The following is an 18,223-nucleotide window of genomic DNA, read 5'->3' on the forward strand; positions in this document are numbered from 1 at the left end:
CCGCGCCGCGGCACAAGTCGTGCAAGCGCAGCATATGCGGGCATTGGAGAAGCATTCGTCCGCCCATTCCTGCGGCCATGCGTGCGTCGATTTGGCATCTGCGGGCATTGTTCCGAGGGGAATTTGCGCGAGTATCGGTCTAATATGACGAAAGCAAGGATGAAAGAATCGGCGGTTAACGCCCAAGCCATCTCAGGCACCGTCCAACGGTGGTCACCTTGCAGGCGGAGAATGCGGGCGCCATCTGGCCCTGAGGGAAACGTTTGAGCGAGGCGATGAACAAACTGCCGGATCGGCCGGTCGCGGTCGCCGAAGTGGGGAGCGTCGATATCGAACGCCTCGCTTTCAACGTTGCGCGCATGGTCGAACAGGGCGGCAAGGCGCTCGCAGCCTACATGAAGCCGCGCGAACAAGGCGCGGCCACCATCGACTTCCCCGATCAGGTCAGGGACGCGGTCAAGACCCTCGGGCAGGTTCTGGAATACTGGCTGTCCGACCCGCAGCGCGCCGTCGAATTGCAACGCCGGCTGGGCAGCGCCTATCTCGAACTCTGGGGCAGCGCGGTCAAACGGATGGCCGGACAGGACGCCGCTCCGGTGGCCGCCGCCGATCCCAAGGACAAGCGGTTCTCCGATCCGGAATGGTCGAGCAACCAGTTCTTCGATTTCCTCAAGCAGCTCTATCTGCTGTCGACGCATTGGGCGGAGCAACTGGTCGCCGAGGCGCAATCGCTCGACCCTCACACCCGGCAGAAAGCCGAGTTCTATATCCGTCAGATCGCGAACGCGATCTCGCCGTCCAATTTCCTTCTGACCAATCCGGAATTGCTGCGCGAGACGTTGTCGTCCAATGCCGAGAATCTCGTGCGCGGCATGACCATGCTGAGCGAGGACATCGACGAGCGGGGCAATTTCAAGATCCGCCAGTCCGACCCGAGAATGTTCGAAGTCGGGCGTAATCTCGCGCTGACGCCTGGCAAGGTGATTTTCCAGAACGAGCTGATGCAGCTCATCCAGTACGCGCCGTCAACGGAAAGCGTCTTGAAGACGCCATTCCTCATCGTGCCGCCCTGGATCAACAAATTCTACATTCTCGATCTCACGCCGGAGAAGTCCTACATCAAATGGTGCGTCGATCAGGGCCTCACCGTCTTCGTGATTTCCTGGGTCAATCCTGACGCACGGCTCGCACAGAAGGGCTTCGCCGAATACATGCGCGAAGGTCCGCTGACGGCGCTGGACGTCATCGAGCAGGTCACCGGCGAAAAAGAAGTGCACGCGGCCGGCTATTGCGTCGGTGGTACGCTGCTGGCGGTCACACTGGCCTATATGGCGGCTCAGCAGGATACCCGCATCAAGTCGGCGACCTTCTTTGCGACGCAGGTCGATTTCCGCCATGCCGGCGATCTCAAGGTGTTCGTCGACGAGGAGCAACTCGAAACGCTCGAACAGCGCATGCGCGAACAGGGCTATCTCGAAGGCACGAAAATGGCGACCGCCTTCAACATGCTGCGTTCGAACGACCTGATCTGGCCCTACATCGTCAACAATTACCTGCGCGGCAAGACGCCCTTCCCGTTCGACCTGCTGTATTGGAATTCTGACGCGACCCGCATGCCGGCCGCCAATCATTCCTTCTATCTGCGCAACTGCTATCTCAACAACGCGCTGACGGCCGGCAAGATGACCGTGGCCAATGTCGCGCTCGACCTGAAGAAGGTGAAAGCGCCGATCTATAACCTTGCGACGCGCGAGGACCATATCGCGCCGGCCAAGTCGGTGTTTCTCGGATCGAGATATTTCGGCGGGCCGGTGCGGTTCGTCATGTCGGGTTCGGGCCATATCGCTGGCGTGGTCAATCCGGTCTCCAAGAACAAATACCAGTACTGGACCGGACCGAAGCCGGCCGGCTCCGACGTCGAGGCCTGGATGAAAAAGGCCAAGGAGCATCCCGGATCGTGGTGGCCGGACTGGCTGACCTGGATCAAGTCGCATTCGGACGAGACCGTGCCTGCCCGCGAGCCGGGCGGCGGCAAGCTCGCCCCGATCGAGGACGCGCCGGGAAGCTATGTGAAAGTGAAGTCCTGACGTCGTCCTGTCGGCGTCACGCGCGAGCGCCGAGATCGACCTCTCCGTCTGCCACGTCGCAGATCCCGGCCAGCATCCGTCACCCTACCCTCCTGCTCCCCCGGATTTCCGCAAGCGGGCGCGGGCTATCGCATCGCATCGGCCGCGCGATATAACTGGGACGTTTCGGGAATCGAATGGAGGCGATCGTGCTGGGCGAAATGACGGGGCAGCTTTCGAAGGAATTGTTCTGGCTGACGATGACCTGCATCCTGACGCTGGTCATCTGGATCCCCTACACGCTCGACCGCATCAAGGTCCGGGGCCTCTGGGGCACGCTCGACAATCCCTCGCCCAAGGACAAGCCGCAATCGCCCTGGGCGCACCGGCTGTATTTCGCGCACACCAATGCGGTCGACAACCTGGTGACCTTCGCCCCGCTGGTGCTGATCCTGAACACCCTCGACATCTCGACCCGGACCACGGCGCTTGCCTGTGCGGTCTATTTCTGGTCCCGGCTCGCCCATGCGATCGTGTACGGCGCCGGTCTGCCGGTCTTCCGCACACTGGCCTTTTTTGTCAGCTTCCTCGCGCAAGCCGTTCTGGTCCTTGCGATCTTCCGTATCGTCTGAAACCGGAAGGGGCATGCGCTGTTGGCGCATGCCCCCGGACGTTACGAGGCCAGCTTGATCGGAACCTTCAGGTAACGGACACCATTCGACTCCGCCGGCGGAAACTTGCCGGCGCGGATATTGACCTGGATCGAAGGCAGCAGCAGGACCGGCGCAGCCAGCGTCGCGTCGCGCTTTTCCCGCATGGCGACGAAGTCGTCCTCGCTCACCCCCTTGCCGACATGCACGTTGCGGGCGCGCTCTTCGCCGACCGTCGTTTCCCACGCATAATTTTCACGGCCCGGCGCCTTGTAGTCATGGCACATGAACAGGCGCGTTTCCGGCGGCAGCGCCAGGAGCTTCTGGATCGACCGGTACAGCGTGCGGGCATCGCCGCCGGGGAAATCGGCGCGTGCGGTGCCATAGTCCGGCATGAATAGCGTATCGCCCACGAACACCGCGTCGGCGATCTTGTAGGACATGCAGGCCGGGGTGTGGCCTGGCGTGTAGATCGCCTCAACCACGAGATTGCCGATGTTCAAGCTCTCGCCATCTGCCAGCAGCTTGTCGAATTCGCTGCCGTCGCCCGACACGTCATCGGCATTGAAGACCGGACGGAAGATGCGCTGCACATCCTTGATGTGCTCGCCGATGGCGACCTTGGCGCCGGTCTTGGCCTTGATGTAGGGCGCCCCTGACAAATGGTCGGCATGGGCGTGGGTCTCCAGCACCCAGGCGATGGTGAAGCCATGATCGGCGGCGTATTTCAGGATCGCATCAGCAGAGCGGACGTGGGCCTTGCCGCTCTTGTGGTCGTAATCGAGGACCGGGTCGATCACCGCAGCCTGCTTGGTCTGCGGGTCGGCCACGAGATAGCTCACGGTATTGGTGGGCTCGTCGAAGAAAGCCTTGATGTCCGGCATGGTTCTCATGGCTCCAAAGTCTCCCTGATGGGTTTAAAATCATCGCTGCCTTGACAAACATATTCATAAATTCTAATTTAGCAATACGTAATATACACAAAGCGAAACCCAAGGCTCACCGATGGCCGTTTTGGCAATGGACATTCTCGAACAGCGCGCAGGTGAAGCGGCGCAGCTGTTAAAGCTGCTCGCCAACGAGACCCGCCTGCTCATCCTGTGCCGCCTGGTCGCCACGGGCGAAATGTCCGTCAATGCAATCGTCGCCGCGGCGGGGATTGGCCAATCGGCGGTCTCGCAGCATCTGGCGAAGTTGCGCGACGACAATCTCGTCACCACCCGCCGCGACGGCCAGACCATCCACTACCGCATCGCGGACCGGAACGTGGCCCGCGTCATCGCGGTGCTGAAGGATATTTATTGCCACGATGCGTGATCGCGGCGTTGAGCCAACGCAAAGCGACACATCAAAAGGAAACCGACCATGACCGCCGTGAAACCGATCTCTCCCGAACGCGCCGCCGAACTGATGCGCGAAGGCGCCGTTCTCGTCGATATCCGCGAGCGCGACGAACATGCCCGCGAGCGCATCGAAGGCGCACGCCATCACGCGCTGACGGTCCTCGACCGCGAGAATCCGGCCCGGCCGGGCGACGACGTGCTGATCTTCCACTGCCGCTCCGGCGCCCGCACCACGCAGAACGCGACGCAACTCGCAGGCTCCGTCCCGGCGGGGGTCAAGACCTATCTCCTCGACGGCGGCATCGAGGCCTGGAAGAAGGCCGGCCTCCCCGTCACGGTGGATCGCAAAGCGCCGCTTCCGATCATGCGTCAGGTTCAGATCGGAGCTGGCAGTCTCGTGGTTCTGGGCACCCTGCTCGGCGCCACGGTGTCGCCCGGCTTCTATCTGCTCGCCGGGTTTGTCGGCGTGGGGCTGGTCTACGCCGGTGTCACCGGATTCTGCGGCATGGCAAATCTACTCGCACTGATGCCGTGGAACCGGCAGCCGACTTCATCTGCCGTCTGAACCCGCTCACCTTTTCTGGAAAGCAGATGATTCAGCCCATCGCCGCGATCGCCTCCGGCAGCCTTGTCGGCCTGTCGCTCGGCCTGATCGGTGGCGGCGGCTCGATCCTGGCCGTACCCCTGCTGATCTACGTGGTCGGCATGCCGTCGGTGCATGCGGCGATCGGCACCAGTGCGGTCGCGGTCGCGGCCAGCGCTGCGATCAGCCTGATCGGACATGCGCGTGCGAACAATGTCCGTTGGCCCTGCGCGATCGCGTTCGCCTTGGCCGGCATTGCCGGAGCCGCGGCCGGGGCGCAGCTCGGCAAGATGATGGATGGCGCGAGGCTGCTGGCATTGTTCGGCGCACTGATGATCGTGGTCGGCGCGCTGATGCTGCGGCCGCGCAAGGGCGGCGATGATGCTGGCGTCAGGCTTGACCGCGCGACCGCGCCGCGCCTGCTTCCCCTGCTCGCCGCGACCGGGTTCTGCGTCGGACTTCTGTCCGGCTTTTTTGGAATCGGCGGCGGCTTTCTGATCGTGCCCGGCCTGATCGGCACCACCGCCATGCCGATGCTGGAGGCAATCGGCTCCTCTCTGGTGTCGGTCACGTTGTTCGGCGCCACCACCGCAACGAGCTACGCATTTGCCGGCCTCGTCGAATGGCGGATCGCCGGCCTGTTCGTGCTGGGCGGCACTGCGGGCGGCATCATCGGTCTCATGCTGGCGCGCGAGCTCGCGGGCCAGAAGCGCGCCCTCACCTATGTGTTCTCCGCAGTCGTGATCGCCACCGGTCTTTATGTCGTAACCACATCGCTGCTGCGCTCGGCCTATTAGGCAATCACGGAAACAGCGCGACCTGATCGATGCCCATCGTCTCGGGATAGCCCATCATCAGGTTCATGTTCTGGATCGCCTGGCCCGACGCACCCTTCACCAGATTGTCCAGCGCCGAGACGATGATGGCGCGGCCGGGCACCCGATCTTTCGCAACCCCGATGAAGGTCCAGTTCGATCCGCGTACGTGCCGCGTCTGCGGCGTCTCGCCGAATGGCAGCACATGGACGAAGTCCGCCTTCTCGTAGAACTTTAACAGTATCTCGTGAAGCTCTTCCGGGGTCCGGCCGCGCCGCCCCTGCACATAGATCGTCGACAGGATGCCGCGGTTCATCGGCACCAGGTGCGGCGTGAAGCTGACGATCACCTCCTTGCCGGCGGCCGCCGAAAATTCCTGATCGAGCTCGGCCATATGCCGGTGGCCGCCGACGCCATAGGCGTGGAAACCTTCCGACACTTCCGAGAACAGCATGGCCTCCTTGGCCGAACGCCCCGCTCCCGTCATACCGGACTTGGCGTCGATCACGATGCCCTCGGTCTCGATCGCCTTGTTCTTCAGGAGCGGCACCAGCGGCAGCTGGGCGCAGGTGGTGTAGCAGCCGGGATTGGCGACCAGCCGCGCTTTCCTGATCTCGCGCTTGTGGATTTCGGCAAGGCCATAGACCGCTTCGGTCTGCAATTCCGGCGCGTGATGCTCGTGCCCGTACCAGCGCGCATAGGCCGAAACATCGCTGAGCCGGAAATCCGCGGACAGATCGACGACTTTGGTGTTCGGCGCATCGGCCAGCAATTGCTTCAGCACCTTCTGCGTCGTCGCATGCGGCAGCGCGCAGAACACAAGATCGAGCGCCTGCGCCTTCCAGTCGAGCCCCTCGATGGAAACGAGCGTCGGCAAGTCAAATGGCGAGAATTGCGGAAACACATCACGCATCGCCTGCCCGGCCTTCCGGTCGGCGGTGAGCAGCGCGATCTCGGCGCGCGGATGGCGCATAAGCAGACGCACCAGCTCTGAGCCGGTATAGCCCGAGGCTCCCAGAATGCCGATTTTCGCTTTAGTCGCCATGTCAGTCTCCGCAAGGCGGCCGATTTCGCCGCCGGGTACTTAAGTTGCCGGATGCACCTTGGAAAGCGGGGATTTTTAAGGAAACGCCGCGGCTCCAGGGCACACGGCAGGTTGGGATCAGACGAACGAACCCGGCCCGGCCGCGAAAGCGGTCGCGCGGCGGCGCAGAGGTATGGTTCCAGTCGTCATGATGCGGCCATATAGGCTGCGGCAGTCTTGGGGTCAATTCCGTGGTGCACCGGGCTTCCGGTTGCCCCCGCCCTGTCGTACGGACGTCATATGATGGCAGCCATGACCCTTCTGCGTCTGAGCTTCGTTCTCCTGTACGGAGCGATGAGCCTGATGCACGGGCCGGTCATGACATTCTCGCCCGCGCACGCATCCGCACCCGCGGAGCGTCAGCATCCCGCACCGTCCGATCACGCCTTGCATCATGCCGTACCGGACTGCCATGACGACCAGGCGCCCGCGCCGCGACATGGCCAGTGCAATGCCTTCGCCTGTTTCATCGCGGTCGAGCCGCTGTCGGCGATAGCGCGTCCGCCCCATCCGATCCTGTTCACGATCATGGCCGCGGCACCGGTACCGGCACTCGATCCGCTGCAAACGCCGCCGGCGCTGCCCCCTCCCCGCGTCCGAAGCTGACCCTCGACGATCCACAATCCGCGCGCCGTTACGGCTGCGCGCGTCATTCCAGCTTTGGAGACAATAATGAAACGGAAACTCATCGTTGGCCTCACGGCCGGCACCCTGGCGCTCGGCACCGCGCTCGCCCTCGCGCAACAGCACCACCACGGTCATGGCTCGCATCAAACGCCCGCAGCTGTCGACCATTCCGCGCACGGCAGCGCCAAGCCGAAAGGCGATACCGGCCCCTCGAGCCTCGCCTATCACGCGATCAACGCCAAGATGCACGAGGGCATGGACATTACCTTCACCGGTAATGCCGATATCGACTTCGTGCGGGGCATGATCCCGCATCATCAGGGCGCGGTCGACATGGCGAAGACGGTGCTCGCTTTCGGCAAGGACCCGCAGATCCGCAAACTGGCCGAGGAAATCATCAAGGCGCAGGAAAGCGAGATCGCGCTGATGCAGGGCTGGCTCAAGCAGAACGCAAAATAGGCACGTGGAAAATCGAGACCGCCTGGCGCATGTGCCAGGCGGCCTCGGGCATCCGGACCGTGAATCGGTGTCTGCGTCAGGCCGCCGGCATGAAGCGGTAGCCCGCGCCGCTCTTCTCGAGGCGACCGACGGCGGGAGATGGCAGGTGATAGCCGGTCATCAGCATCTTCTCGGCTGTCACCATGTCGTACAGCTTGCGCCGGGTTGCGACCGCTGTCGGGCCGTCCATGTCGCCGCCGCCGAACCAGTCCGGGTGGCGCACGAACACCGACGCGATGCCGGACGTCACGTCGGCCTGCACCAAGAGCTTGTCTGGACCTGACGCGATGATGAAGGAGGAATGTCCCGGCGTATGGCCGGGCGTCGCCATCGCAACGATGCCGGGCGCCACCTCCTTACCGGTTTCATATTTCGTCAGGCTCTTGCCGGGGATTGCACCGAATACACGCCGCACATTGCCGTGTGCATTTCGCAGGTTCGAGCCCTCCGCCGACTTGTTCATGTTGGCGTCATCGAGCCAGTAATTCCATTCGTCGAGCGGCACCTTGATCTCGGCATTGGGAAAGGCCGGCGCGCCCTCCATCGTGACGAGCCCGCCGATATGGTCGCCGTGGAAATGCGATATCAGCACCGTCTCGATCTGTTTCGGATCGACGCCGAGCGCCGCAAGCCGCTGCGCGGTCAGTCCTGTTCCCGCGGACAGGCTGCGCGGCCCATTGCCGGTGTCGATCATCACGAGGCGCCCGCCGGTCCGCACCAGCAGCGGATGGAAAACCGAATTGATCTCGTCGCGCGACAACCCATCCAACGCGAGCGCCTCCTGAAACTCGGCAAGGCTCGCGCTCCGGGTCGGACTGGCCTTCAGCGGCACGTTGCGCACGCCGTCGAGGATCGACACGATTTCAATATCCCCGACCTTGAAGCGATGCACACCTTCGGCCGCAGGCTGCGGACTCTGCGCAAGCGCAAGCCGCATGTCGAAGCCACCCGCAATAGAGAGCGCCGCTGCGCCACCCAACATATGTCGTCGCGTCAAATCGGTCATGCCACCTCTCCCGAAAAACGATGCCCAGCAGCAACAAGGCCGCCCTCACGGGCGGCCTTGCATGTAATCGATCCTTAGAGCGTCGGGCTCCACGGCACCGCTATCTCGCGGAATCCGTTGCCGGTCTTCTCGATATAGGCGACGGCCGGGAACGGAAAATGGAAACCCTGCACCATCGTCCGGTCGGTCGCGAGCATGTCGTAGGTCATGCGACGGGTCGCTTCGGCCTGATCCGGGATCTGGTCGAACATCAGGTGCCAGCCGGGATTGCGCACGAACAGGAACGGCACGTTGGTGATATCGGCCTGTACGAACACGCTCTTGCCGCCGGACGAAATCATATGCGAGGTGTGCCCGACTGAATGCCCCGGCGTCGCCACCGCGGTGACGCCCGGCACGAGCTCCTTGCCGGCCGCATAAGGCTTCACCTGCTTCTTGACATTCTCGTTACCGAACACGCGGCGATTGTTCTTGAACAGGCCTTCCATTCTCTGGTTGCCGGCAGCCTTGCTCATTTCGCCATCGTCCATCCAGAACTTGTACTCGGCGTCCGGCACCAGGATTTCGGCATTGGCATAGGTCAGTGAGCCGTCGGGCATCAGCAGCCCGTTCACGTGGTCGCCATGAAAATGCGAGATGATGACGGTCGACACATCCTTGCGGTCGATACCTGCCGCCGCAAGATTACGGGTGAACTGACCGGCCGAGCCCTTGCTGCTTTCGAAACTGGCTTCACCCGTGCCGGTGTCGATCACGGTGGTCTTGCCGCCATTGCGAACGACGATCGGCGTGTAGGGAATCGCCATCTGGTCCGGTTCGAGGAAGGCGGCGGTGAGCGCCTTGTTGACGTCGTCGCGTTTCACGTTGGCGACGAAGCCGTCCGGAAACTTGAACCGATTGATCCCGTCAGTGACTGCCGTGACTTCGATATCGCCGACCTTGTAGCGGTACCATCCAGGCGCCTGTCCGCCCGGCGCGGACGCCGCCGCCTGGGCAGCAGCCGGTCTCGAAAACGGGATGCCGCCAAACATGGCGGCGGCAGAAACACCGGCCGTTACGGCCATCACATTACGGCGTGTCACATCACTCATGCTTATCCCTCCTTGGATCGGCGCGGCTTTCGTTGTCCGGTTTTTGCTGCCCGTTCAGAACGCCGGCCGCGACCATAGCCCAGCCGCGAGAGGCCCGAAACCCGATCATTGTTGCAACGATCGACGAACACCGGGCGGTCGGAGATATTCCACGCCGCTGCCGTCGTCCTGTGCGACCCGGTCGCAGCACAGCTGCGCGGGCGCGCGGGGCGCCGACGGGTCAGGCCACGTCCTGAATATTCGTGAAGTAGTGATCGATATAACTGGTCTTGAGGTAGCGATAGCCAAGTCGGGCGAACAGGGCTTTCAGCTCGTCAAAACGGTCCGAATACAGCTCAACTTGAAGATAGCACAGGTTGTCGCGCAGCGTCCGCTCCATGCCGACCAGGGCGTGAAACTCCGACCCCTCCACATCCATCTTGATCAGCAACGTCTCGCCGGCGATGGCGAATTCGTCATCGAAGCGGATCTGCCGGACCTCGTGACTGGCGACCCCGGGCGCCTCTTCCGGCGGCTTGTCCGGATGTGCGATCCAGGATTCACCGCGGTTATGGCTGCCGGCTTCCATCAGCGTGACCGTCGACGCCTTGTCGCCGACCGCATAGGGGACGACACGGATACGATCCTGCATGCCATTGGCGGCGATGTTGGCAACAAGCCGCGCCCGGTTTCCCGGATCCGGCTCGAAGGCTGTGATCTCCCCGCCCAGTCCCTTCGCCGCCAGCATGATTGAATAGACGCCGGCATTGGCGCCGATATCGAGAAAGCGATCGACGTTCCGCGTCCGGCAGATCGTCGCGAAATCCTCGAGCTGCTCAGCTTCCCAGATCGCATTGATCGCGAGCTCACGGTCGATCAGATCGGTGGTGTCGACAACAAAGCGAGCGCCTTGCGCGCGTGCGACATATGGCACACGACCGAGTGAACGCATGACGGTGTCGTAGACATGCCGCGCCTTGCGTTCGGCCGCTCCGATCGGATGGCGGAAGGTGCGGACGGTCATCGGTTCAGCGCGCCCCGTTCACTGGAACCATGAGCCGGTCAGACCGAACCATTTGGCAATTCCCATCCCGTAATCGCCGAAAGCGAGCAGCACATAGGCCCACAGCATCGCCGACACCACATTGGCGATCTGGAACTTCCAGTAATCCATTTCCAGGATACCGGCGATCAGCGGCACGGTCGCGCGGAGCGGGCCGAAAAAGCGGCCGATGAAAATGCCGGGAATGCCCCATTTCTCCATAAAGGCATGCCCGCGCGGCAGCATGTCGGGATGTCGCGACAGCGGCCACATATGGGCGATGCGATCCTTGAAATGAAATCCGAACCAGTAGGAAACCCAATCCCCGACGGCCGCACCCGCGGCCGCGGCGAGCCAGATCGGCCAGAACACCAGTCCGGAAGCGTTGATCAGCGCCCCGATCGCCACCAGCAGCGCCCAGGCCGGGATGAAGAGGGAGAGAAAGGCCAGCGACTCGCCGAAAGCGAGCACGAATACGATCGGCAATGCCCACCAGTGATTCTGGCGCACGAATTCGATGACGATCTGGGAGTATTCTTGCATCACTTCGGTGAAAGACCCGGCGGGGGCCATGGTCTAGCCCGACGCTTCCCAATGTTCCAGCGGGCGCGCGGTAAAATTATGAACGGGCACTGGCGCTATCAAGGATTTGCCATGCGCGTGGCATAGTGGGCGCACTCCGAATCGCACCCAGCCCGGATTGCAAGAACCGCATGGCAAAAATGAACAAGCCCGTCCGAAACGTGAACAAGCCCGGCCAGACGGACAAAAAGGCCCAGAAATCCGGTGATCTGTTCGAGGCGTCGCCGGCGGCGCGCAAGCGCGGGGCTGCCCGCGGCAGTGTCGCGCGAGGCGGCGCCGAAAGCGGCTACACCGCGCACCATATCGAGGTTCTGGAGGGGCTCGAGCCGGTTCGCCGCCGCCCCGGCATGTATATCGGCGGCACCGACGAAAAGGCGCTCCACCACCTCTTCGCCGAGGTGATCGACAATTCGATGGATGAGGCGCTGGCGGGCCATGCCACCTTCATCGAGGTGCAGCTTCGCGCAGACGGCTGGCTTCAGATCACCGATAACGGGCGCGGCATTCCGGTGGACCCGCACCCGAAATTCCCGAAAAAGTCCGCCCTCGAAGTCATCATGTGCACGCTCCATGCGGGCGGAAAGTTCGACTCGCAGGTCTACGAGACCTCGGGCGGCCTGCACGGCGTGGGCGTATCGGTGGTGAACGCCTTGTCGGAAAAGATGGAGGTGGAGGTCGCGCGCGGCCAGCAGCTCTACAAGATGACCTTCGCCCGCGGCGTCCCGAAAGGCGCCCTCGAGAAGCTGGGCAAGGTCAACAACCGGCGCGGTACCAGCATACGCTTCAAACCCGATCCGCAGATTTTCGGCGACAAGGCGAAGTTCGATCCAGCGCGGCTGTTCAGAATGACGCGCGCCAAGGCCTATCTGTTCGGCGGCGTCGAGATTCGCTGGTCCTGCGATCCGTCCCTGATCAAGGACGACACGCCCGCGGAAGCCGTGCTGCATTTCCCGGGCGGATTGCAGGACTACCTATCAGCCTCGATCGAGAGCGCGACCCGGGTTCATCCGGACATCTTCGCCGGCGGCTCGGAAAAGAAAGCCGGGCACGGTTCGGCGGAATGGGCCATCGCCTTTGTGGCGGACATCGACCCCTTCGTCTCCTCCTATTGCAACACGATCCCGACGCGCGACGGCGGTACCCACGAAAGCGGACTTCGCACCGCTCTTTTCAAGGGACTGCGCGATCACGCCGCCCGCACCAACCAGGAAAAGCGCGCGGCCGTGATCACCGCCGACGACGTCATGGCCGGTGCCTGCGCCATGATTTCGGTCTTCATCCGCGAGCCGGAATTCCAGGGCCAGACCAAGGACCGGCTGGCGACCCCGGAAGCCGCACGCGTCGTCGAACAGGCGATCCGCGATCCGTTCGATCACTGGCTGGCCGGCAATCCGACCCAGGCCAACAAGCTCCTGGACTTCGTCATTGAGCGCGCCGACGAACGCTTGCGGCGGCGGCAGGAAAAGGAAGTCTCGCGCAAGAGCGCGGTGCGCAAGCTTCGCCTCCCCGGCAAGCTTGCCGACTGCACCAATACCGCGGCGCAGGGCTCCGAACTCTTCATCGTCGAGGGCGACAGCGCCGGCGGCTCGGCGAAGCAGGCGCGCGACCGCGCGTCGCAGGCGGTACTGCCGCTGCGCGGCAAGATCCTCAACGTCGCCTCCGCCGGCAAGGACAAGCTCGCCCAGAACCAGCAGCTTGCCGATCTGATCCAGGCGCTCGGCTGCGGCTACGGCAGCCATTACCGCGAGCAGGATCTGCGCTACGACAAGATCATCGTGATGACCGACGCCGACGTTGACGGCGCGCATATCGCGTCACTGCTGATCACCTTTTTCTACCGGCAGATGCCGAAGCTGATCGACGACGGCCACCTCTATCTCGCGGTGCCCCCGCTCTACCGTCTTTCGCATAGCGGCAAAACCTTCTATGCGCGCGACGAGAAGCACAGGGACGAACTGCTCAAGAAGGAATTCCACGCCAACGCCAAGGTCGAGATCGGCCGGTTCAAGGGCCTGGGCGAGATGATGGCCACCCAGCTCAAGGAAACGACGATGGATCCGAAGAAGCGCACGCTCCTGCGGGTCAGGCTCGAAGACGCAGCCCGCGCCGCCACGGCGAAATCGGTCGACCAGCTGATGGGTACCAAGCCGGAAGCGCGCTTCGCCTTCATTCAGGAGAAGGCCGAATTCGCAAGCGAGGATTTGCTGGACGTCTAGTTTAGCCGATCAGTCCGAATAGCTGCGGCACGAACAATGTGATCTGCGGAAACGCGATCAGCAGCAGCAGCACGATCGCCAGCGGCAGGATGAACAGCCAGATCTCCCGATTGATCTGGCGCATCGGCACCTTGGTCAGCGACGACAGCACGAACAGGATCAGTCCGTAGGGCGGCGAGATGATCGCAATCATGAAATTGACGATCACCACCACCCCGAAGTGAACCAGGTCGATGCCGAGCGCCTTCACCGTCGGCAGCAGCACCGGGACGAACACCAGCAGCATGACCGCGGCGTCGAGCACCGTGCCCAGCAGGAGAAACATCACGTTGACCAGCAGCAGGAACGCAAACGGCGACAGGTTCAGCGCCGCGATCCAGCGCGACAGGCCTTCGCCGAGCCCTTCATTAGTGATGGCATAGTTCACGATGAACGACGAGATCAGCAGCAGCATCACCACCGAGGATTGGCGCGACGATTCGCGGAACGCCTCGTACAATCCCGCCAGGGAGAGCGTCCGGTACCAGACGGCGCCGATCATGATCGCCCAGAATGCTGCCGCGGCGGCCGCCTCGGTCGGAGTAAAGACGCCGCCCCAGATTCCGCCGAGCAGGACCGCCGGCAAAGTCAGCGGCACGACGGCGCGCCCGAACGCTTCCGGCAACAGCCGCAGCGGCACCGGCTCGCCGCGCGGCAGATTGCGCCGCTTCGCGATCAGCAGGATCAGGATCGAAATCGACAGCGCCATCAGCAGCCCGGGGACGATGCCGGCCAGAAACAGTGCGCCGACCGAGGCGCCAGAAATCAGCGCGTACAGCACCATCGGGATCGATGGCGGGATTAGCGGGCCCAGCAGCGACGAGGCCGCGGCAACCGCCACGGCCAGCCCGCCCGGATAATGCCCCTGCTTTCGCATCATGCCGATCGCGACCATGCCAGCGCCCGCCGCGTCGGACGCCGCGGAGCCGGTCATGGAGGACATGATCAAATTCGTCAGCACGGTGACATGACCGTGCCCGCCCGGCAGCCGGCCGACCACGGCATTGGCAAACGACCACAACCGCTCGGAAATCGTCGAGGCGTTCATGATGTTCGCGGTCAGGATGAACAGCGGAATGGCGAGCAGAATATTGAGCGTGATGGTGCTGTTGAGAGTCTGGTCGACCAGAAGGCCGATGTCCTGCTTGCTGGCCCACAGATAGACGATGCCGGCCGCAAACATCGACAAGACGATCGACAGCCTCAGGGCGGCGGCGACCACGAATACACTCAGCAACGAGATGAAGGGCCAGCTCATCGTGCGGTCATCGCTGGACTGTCGCCATCTCAGCCGACCACATCTGATGTGGCGGGCACGTCATCCTCGACAGCGCTGCGCCAGCCCGGCCCCGCAAGGGTGATGAACTTGGCCGCAAGCCTGACGATCATCATCGCAAAATAGATGACAAAACACGTATAGACGACGTCCAGCCGCCATTGCAGCGCCGCGGTCTGCTCCCGCCACAGGAACATCACGTAATCGACGATGGTCGGGAATGCGAGTGCGAAGAGGATCCCGAACAGGCCGGTCTGCAGCAAGCCGGTGACGCGGCGTCCGCCCGGACCGAGCCTCTCCCACAGAATGTCGAAGCCGACATGATCGCTGTCGCGGTTGACGAAGGCGTCGGTCAGGAACATGCACCAGATGAACACGATCATCGCGAGTTCATCGGACCAGGCGATCGGCGCGGAGAACAGGTAACGCGCGGCGATGCCCGCGAGATAGATCGCGAAGATCGCGAAGAACATCGCCGTCGTCACCCACTCCGCGACAGTGCGGAAGCGGGTGACGAAGGTTTCGAACCGGGCGGCCACGCCGCCTACTTCGTGTCGGCGATGCGTTGCAGCAGGCCCGGCTGCCACTTCTGCGACAACCCGGCATCCGCATAATGCTTGTCGACCGAGGCCTTGAAGGCAGCGAGATCGGGTTCGGTAATCTTCAATCCGGCCTTCTTGAAGAACTCGACGATTTCAACCTCGTCCTGCCGCCGCCCCTTGTCGTTGAACTCGGCGGCAGTGCGCGCGTGCTTGCGCATCACGTCCTGCTGCGCCGGGGTCAGCTTGTCCCAGACCGGTTTGGCGATCGCGAAGGCGACCGGCTGGACCAGATGGTTGGTCATCACGAATTGCTGCGACACTTCGTGGAGATTGTTGTAGCGCGCAAGCGCGATCGGATTTTCCTGCCCGTCGATCGCCCCGCTCTTCATCGCGAGATAGACTTCCGGCATCGCCATCGGTGTCGGCGTCACGCCGAGGCCGCGACCGATGGCATTCCAGTTGCCGCCGGCGGGCATGCGCAGCTTGACCCCGGCGAGATCGGCCGGAGTCTTCACCTCGCGGAATTGCCGCAGGTTGACCTGTCGCGTGCCGAGATAGATGAAATCGATGATCTGAATTCCCATCTTCGATGCGACCGCGGCGATGTATTCCTTGCCGATCGGGCCATCCATGACCTTGCGCATATGATCGTAGTCGCGGAACACGTAACCGCCCGAAAAGACTCCGTATTCGGGAAGCTGCTGCTCGATCTCGAACGTCGTCATCGTGCTCATTTCGAGATTGCCGCGCTGGATCGCCGGCAATTCGGTGCCCTGCCGGAACAGCGAGGAGTTCGGATGCACGGAGACGGCGATCTGCCCAGGCAGATCCTTTTCCACGTTTTCCTTGAACTGATAGAGAGAGCGCGCCAGCCAATCCTGTTCGGCGCCCGCGGTAGAGATCCGGAACTGGATCGGTTGGCTCTGCGCGAACGCCAGGCCCGGCATCGAAAGCGTAAACGCGGCAGCAGCCGCTATCATGGTCCGTCTGGTGATCATGTCGACACTCCCCTGTGTTGCGCCGTTCACCCGATCAGCGGCTCCTGAATCGTCACCGATAGCTTGCCGATCCCCTCGATCTGCGCGTCGACGCGGTCCCCGACCGAAAGAAATGTCTGTTTCGGCGCGCCGACCCCGGCCGGCGTGCCGGTCATCACCACGTCGCCCGGATCGAGCGTCATGATCGCCGAGAGAATTTCGATCTGCTCGGCGATCGAGAAGATCATGTCGGTGGTGCGGCCGTCCTGCTTGACCTCGCCGTTCACCAAGAGCTTCAGACCGATATTCTGTGGGTCGGCGATGGCGGAAGCGGGAACGAAGCGCGGCCCCATCGGGCCGCAGGTGTCGTGCGCTTTTCCCGCAACCCAGTCGAGCTTGTAGAAGGTCTCCGGCGCGCGGTTGTGGTCGCGGGCGGAGAAATCGATGGCGACGGTGTATCCCGCGACATACGACAGCGCATCGGCAGCCTTCACCGCTCGCGCCTTGCGGCCGATCACGGCGGCCAGTTCGACCTCCCAGTCGAATGCCTTGGTCCCGATCGGCATATGCACGGTGGCGCCCTCGCCCACCACCGCGTTACGCGACGGCTTGAAGAAGAAGAACAGCCGCTGCGCTTCCTTGCGCGTATCGGGAACGCCCATCTCCTTGATGTGATCGTAATAATTGGCGCCCGCGCACAGCACCTTGCCGGGATAGAGCAGCGGCGCGAGCCGCGGCGCGCCCGCAGCGACGCGGTCTTCGGCGCTCACCTGATTGGCGGCGCGATCGAGCGCCGCGCGTGAACGCTCCCAGTCGGGAAACAGATCGATCACGGCCGCCACGCCGGTGAGGCCGACACGGGCCAGCGACGGCTCGAGCCGATACAGCGCGCCATCGACTTCGATGCAGCCGACAGGTGCGTCGAGCATCACGGTTGCCAGCGACCAGTTCACGGCATCGGCCCCTGTTGCCATCGGGTGATCCAGAATTTATAAAATCGAGTGGAGCAAGATTTATAAATTCTGTCAAACCCGAACCCGGAACGGCCGCAGATGCAGGACCCGATGCTCCCATTCGCTGTCGAGCCGCGCTCCGAAGCCGAGCGCGCCTATCTGGTGTTGCGGCGCGAGCTTCTGAATGGCGAATGGCTGCCGAACGAACGCTTGCGGCCGCAGATCTTGCAGCAGCGCCACGCACTTGGACTGACCCCGATACGCGAAGCCTTGATGCGGCTCGCGGTCGACGGGCTGGTGCAGGGAGAGTCGCAGCGCGGTTTTCGTGCACGCGGCGTCTCACCGGAAGAATGGCATGACCTGATGTCGGCGCGACGCGAACTTGAGCGCAGTTGCCTGACGCAGGCGATCGAACGCGGCGACGCGGACTGGGAGCAACGCATCGCCGACGCGATGACTCAGCTTGCGCGAACCTCGCTGCCGAAGGGTGCCAGCGACCGTAAGGCGGCCGAACTGTGGGAGGTGCGGCATCGCAATTTCCATTTCGCGCTGGTGTCCGCCTGCGGATCGCCGTGGCGGCTGCGCTTCTGGACCACGCTGACAGACCATTCCGAACGCTATCGCAAGCTGCGTCTGCTGCGGCGCAAGGAGACCGCTGCCAAGGTGCGCGATGCGGTCGGCGATCACCGAGCGATCATGGACGCGGTCCTGTCGCGCGATCCGGCGCACGCGACACAGGTCATGGACGCGCATCTCGCGGCCACCGAACATGCGATCGCCGCGTTGTTGCAGCTCGCGGCGAGCGGCGGCGGCGTTTCAGCGCAGTCTCAATAAAAAACGCGGGCGATTGCTCG

General features: G+C 63.1%; 19 protein-coding genes. 9 read left to right on the top strand and 10 right to left on the bottom strand.

The window, feature by feature from the left end; all coding sequences use genetic code 11:
• The first annotated feature begins 275 nt into the window (after positions 1-275).
• Entirely contained in the window at positions 276-2,087 is a 1,812-nt protein-coding gene (locus AC5I5I_RS17425) for a PHA/PHB synthase family protein (protein WP_495975183.1), read from the top strand.
• A gap of 200 nt (positions 2,088-2,287) precedes the next feature.
• Positions 2,288-2,698, top strand: a complete 411-nt coding sequence (locus AC5I5I_RS17430; RefSeq protein ID WP_495975330.1) for an MAPEG family protein — start codon at positions 2,288-2,290, stop codon at positions 2,696-2,698.
• Between the two features lie 41 nt (positions 2,699-2,739).
• Here the strand turns inward: AC5I5I_RS17430 and AC5I5I_RS17435 are convergent, their stop codons facing one another.
• The gene (locus tag AC5I5I_RS17435; protein ID WP_495975184.1) at positions 2,740-3,609 is read right to left on the bottom strand and encodes an MBL fold metallo-hydrolase; all 870 of its coding nucleotides are present in this window, start codon (positions 3,607-3,609) and stop codon (positions 2,740-2,742) included.
• Between the two features lie 127 nt (positions 3,610-3,736).
• Here AC5I5I_RS17435 and AC5I5I_RS17440 point away from each other — a divergent pair, with 127 nt between their 5' ends.
• The 3 genes from AC5I5I_RS17440 to AC5I5I_RS17450 are packed head-to-tail and all read left to right on the top strand — an operon-like array spanning position 3,737 to position 5,439.
• A complete protein-coding gene (locus tag AC5I5I_RS17440) occupies positions 3,737-4,033 on the top strand; it encodes an ArsR/SmtB family transcription factor (RefSeq protein ID WP_495975185.1) in 297 nt (98 codons plus the stop codon).
• A 48-nt stretch (positions 4,034-4,081) separates the two neighbouring features.
• Positions 4,082-4,624, top strand: a complete 543-nt coding sequence (locus AC5I5I_RS17445; RefSeq protein ID WP_495975186.1) for a rhodanese family protein — start codon at positions 4,082-4,084, stop codon at positions 4,622-4,624.
• A 26-nt stretch (positions 4,625-4,650) separates the two neighbouring features.
• Complete coding sequence (locus AC5I5I_RS17450) at positions 4,651-5,439, top strand: sulfite exporter TauE/SafE family protein (RefSeq protein ID WP_495975187.1); 789 nt, start codon at positions 4,651-4,653, stop codon at positions 5,437-5,439.
• A 4-nt stretch (positions 5,440-5,443) separates the two neighbouring features.
• Here the strand turns inward: AC5I5I_RS17450 and argC are convergent, their stop codons facing one another.
• A complete protein-coding gene (gene argC, locus AC5I5I_RS17455; protein WP_495975188.1) occupies positions 5,444-6,502 on the bottom strand; it encodes an N-acetyl-gamma-glutamyl-phosphate reductase in 1,059 nt (352 codons plus the stop codon).
• Positions 6,503-6,793: 291 nt separating this feature from the next.
• Between argC and AC5I5I_RS17460 the strand changes: the two genes are divergently transcribed.
• Complete coding sequence (locus AC5I5I_RS17460) at positions 6,794-7,147, top strand: hypothetical protein (RefSeq protein WP_495975189.1); 354 nt, start codon at positions 6,794-6,796, stop codon at positions 7,145-7,147.
• A gap of 66 nt (positions 7,148-7,213) precedes the next feature.
• Positions 7,214-7,627: a CopM family metallochaperone gene (copM, locus tag AC5I5I_RS17465; RefSeq protein WP_495975190.1), complete on the top strand. Its 414-nt coding sequence runs from the start codon at positions 7,214-7,216 to the stop codon at positions 7,625-7,627.
• 76 nt (positions 7,628-7,703) lie between these two features.
• Here copM and AC5I5I_RS17470 read toward each other — a convergent pair whose 3' ends face one another.
• The 4 genes from AC5I5I_RS17470 to AC5I5I_RS17485 form a co-directional block, all read right to left on the bottom strand.
• Positions 7,704-8,672, bottom strand: a complete 969-nt coding sequence (locus AC5I5I_RS17470; RefSeq protein WP_495975191.1) for an MBL fold metallo-hydrolase — start codon at positions 8,670-8,672, stop codon at positions 7,704-7,706.
• Positions 8,673-8,746: 74 nt separating this feature from the next.
• A complete protein-coding gene (locus AC5I5I_RS17475; protein ID WP_495975192.1) occupies positions 8,747-9,763 on the bottom strand; it encodes an MBL fold metallo-hydrolase in 1,017 nt (338 codons plus the stop codon).
• Between the two features lie 220 nt (positions 9,764-9,983).
• Complete coding sequence (locus AC5I5I_RS17480) at positions 9,984-10,766, bottom strand: FkbM family methyltransferase (RefSeq protein WP_495975193.1); 783 nt, start codon at positions 10,764-10,766, stop codon at positions 9,984-9,986.
• 18 nt (positions 10,767-10,784) lie between these two features.
• Positions 10,785-11,327: a DedA family protein gene (locus AC5I5I_RS17485; RefSeq protein WP_495975194.1), complete on the bottom strand. Its 543-nt coding sequence runs from the start codon at positions 11,325-11,327 to the stop codon at positions 10,785-10,787.
• A gap of 179 nt (positions 11,328-11,506) precedes the next feature.
• On the opposite strand from AC5I5I_RS17485, the gene parE reads away from it, so the two are divergent.
• Entirely contained in the window at positions 11,507-13,582 is a 2,076-nt protein-coding gene (gene parE / locus AC5I5I_RS17490; RefSeq protein ID WP_495975195.1) for a DNA topoisomerase IV subunit B, read from the top strand.
• Position 13,583: 1 nt separating this feature from the next.
• Here parE and AC5I5I_RS17495 read toward each other — a convergent pair whose 3' ends face one another.
• From AC5I5I_RS17495 to AC5I5I_RS17510, 4 genes are read right to left on the bottom strand one after another with little or no spacing between them, the layout of a single operon-like run.
• The gene (locus tag AC5I5I_RS17495) at positions 13,584-14,879 is read right to left on the bottom strand and encodes a TRAP transporter large permease (protein WP_495975196.1); all 1,296 of its coding nucleotides are present in this window, start codon (positions 14,877-14,879) and stop codon (positions 13,584-13,586) included.
• Positions 14,880-14,908: 29 nt separating this feature from the next.
• Complete coding sequence (locus AC5I5I_RS17500) at positions 14,909-15,436, bottom strand: TRAP transporter small permease (RefSeq protein WP_495975197.1); 528 nt, start codon at positions 15,434-15,436, stop codon at positions 14,909-14,911.
• A 5-nt stretch (positions 15,437-15,441) separates the two neighbouring features.
• On the bottom strand, positions 15,442-16,437 hold the full coding sequence (gene dctP, locus AC5I5I_RS17505) for a TRAP transporter substrate-binding protein DctP (protein WP_495975198.1): 996 nt from the start codon (positions 16,435-16,437) through the stop codon (positions 15,442-15,444).
• Between the two features lie 26 nt (positions 16,438-16,463).
• On the bottom strand, positions 16,464-17,390 hold the full coding sequence (locus tag AC5I5I_RS17510) for a fumarylacetoacetate hydrolase family protein (RefSeq protein ID WP_495975199.1): 927 nt from the start codon (positions 17,388-17,390) through the stop codon (positions 16,464-16,466).
• Between the two features lie 90 nt (positions 17,391-17,480).
• Between AC5I5I_RS17510 and AC5I5I_RS17515 the strand changes: the two genes are divergently transcribed.
• Entirely contained in the window at positions 17,481-18,203 is a 723-nt protein-coding gene (locus tag AC5I5I_RS17515; protein ID WP_495975200.1) for a GntR family transcriptional regulator, read from the top strand.
• The last annotated feature ends 20 nt before the right edge of the window (positions 18,204-18,223 follow it).

The sequence above is a fragment of the Pseudorhodoplanes sp. genome, assembly GCF_059499825.1.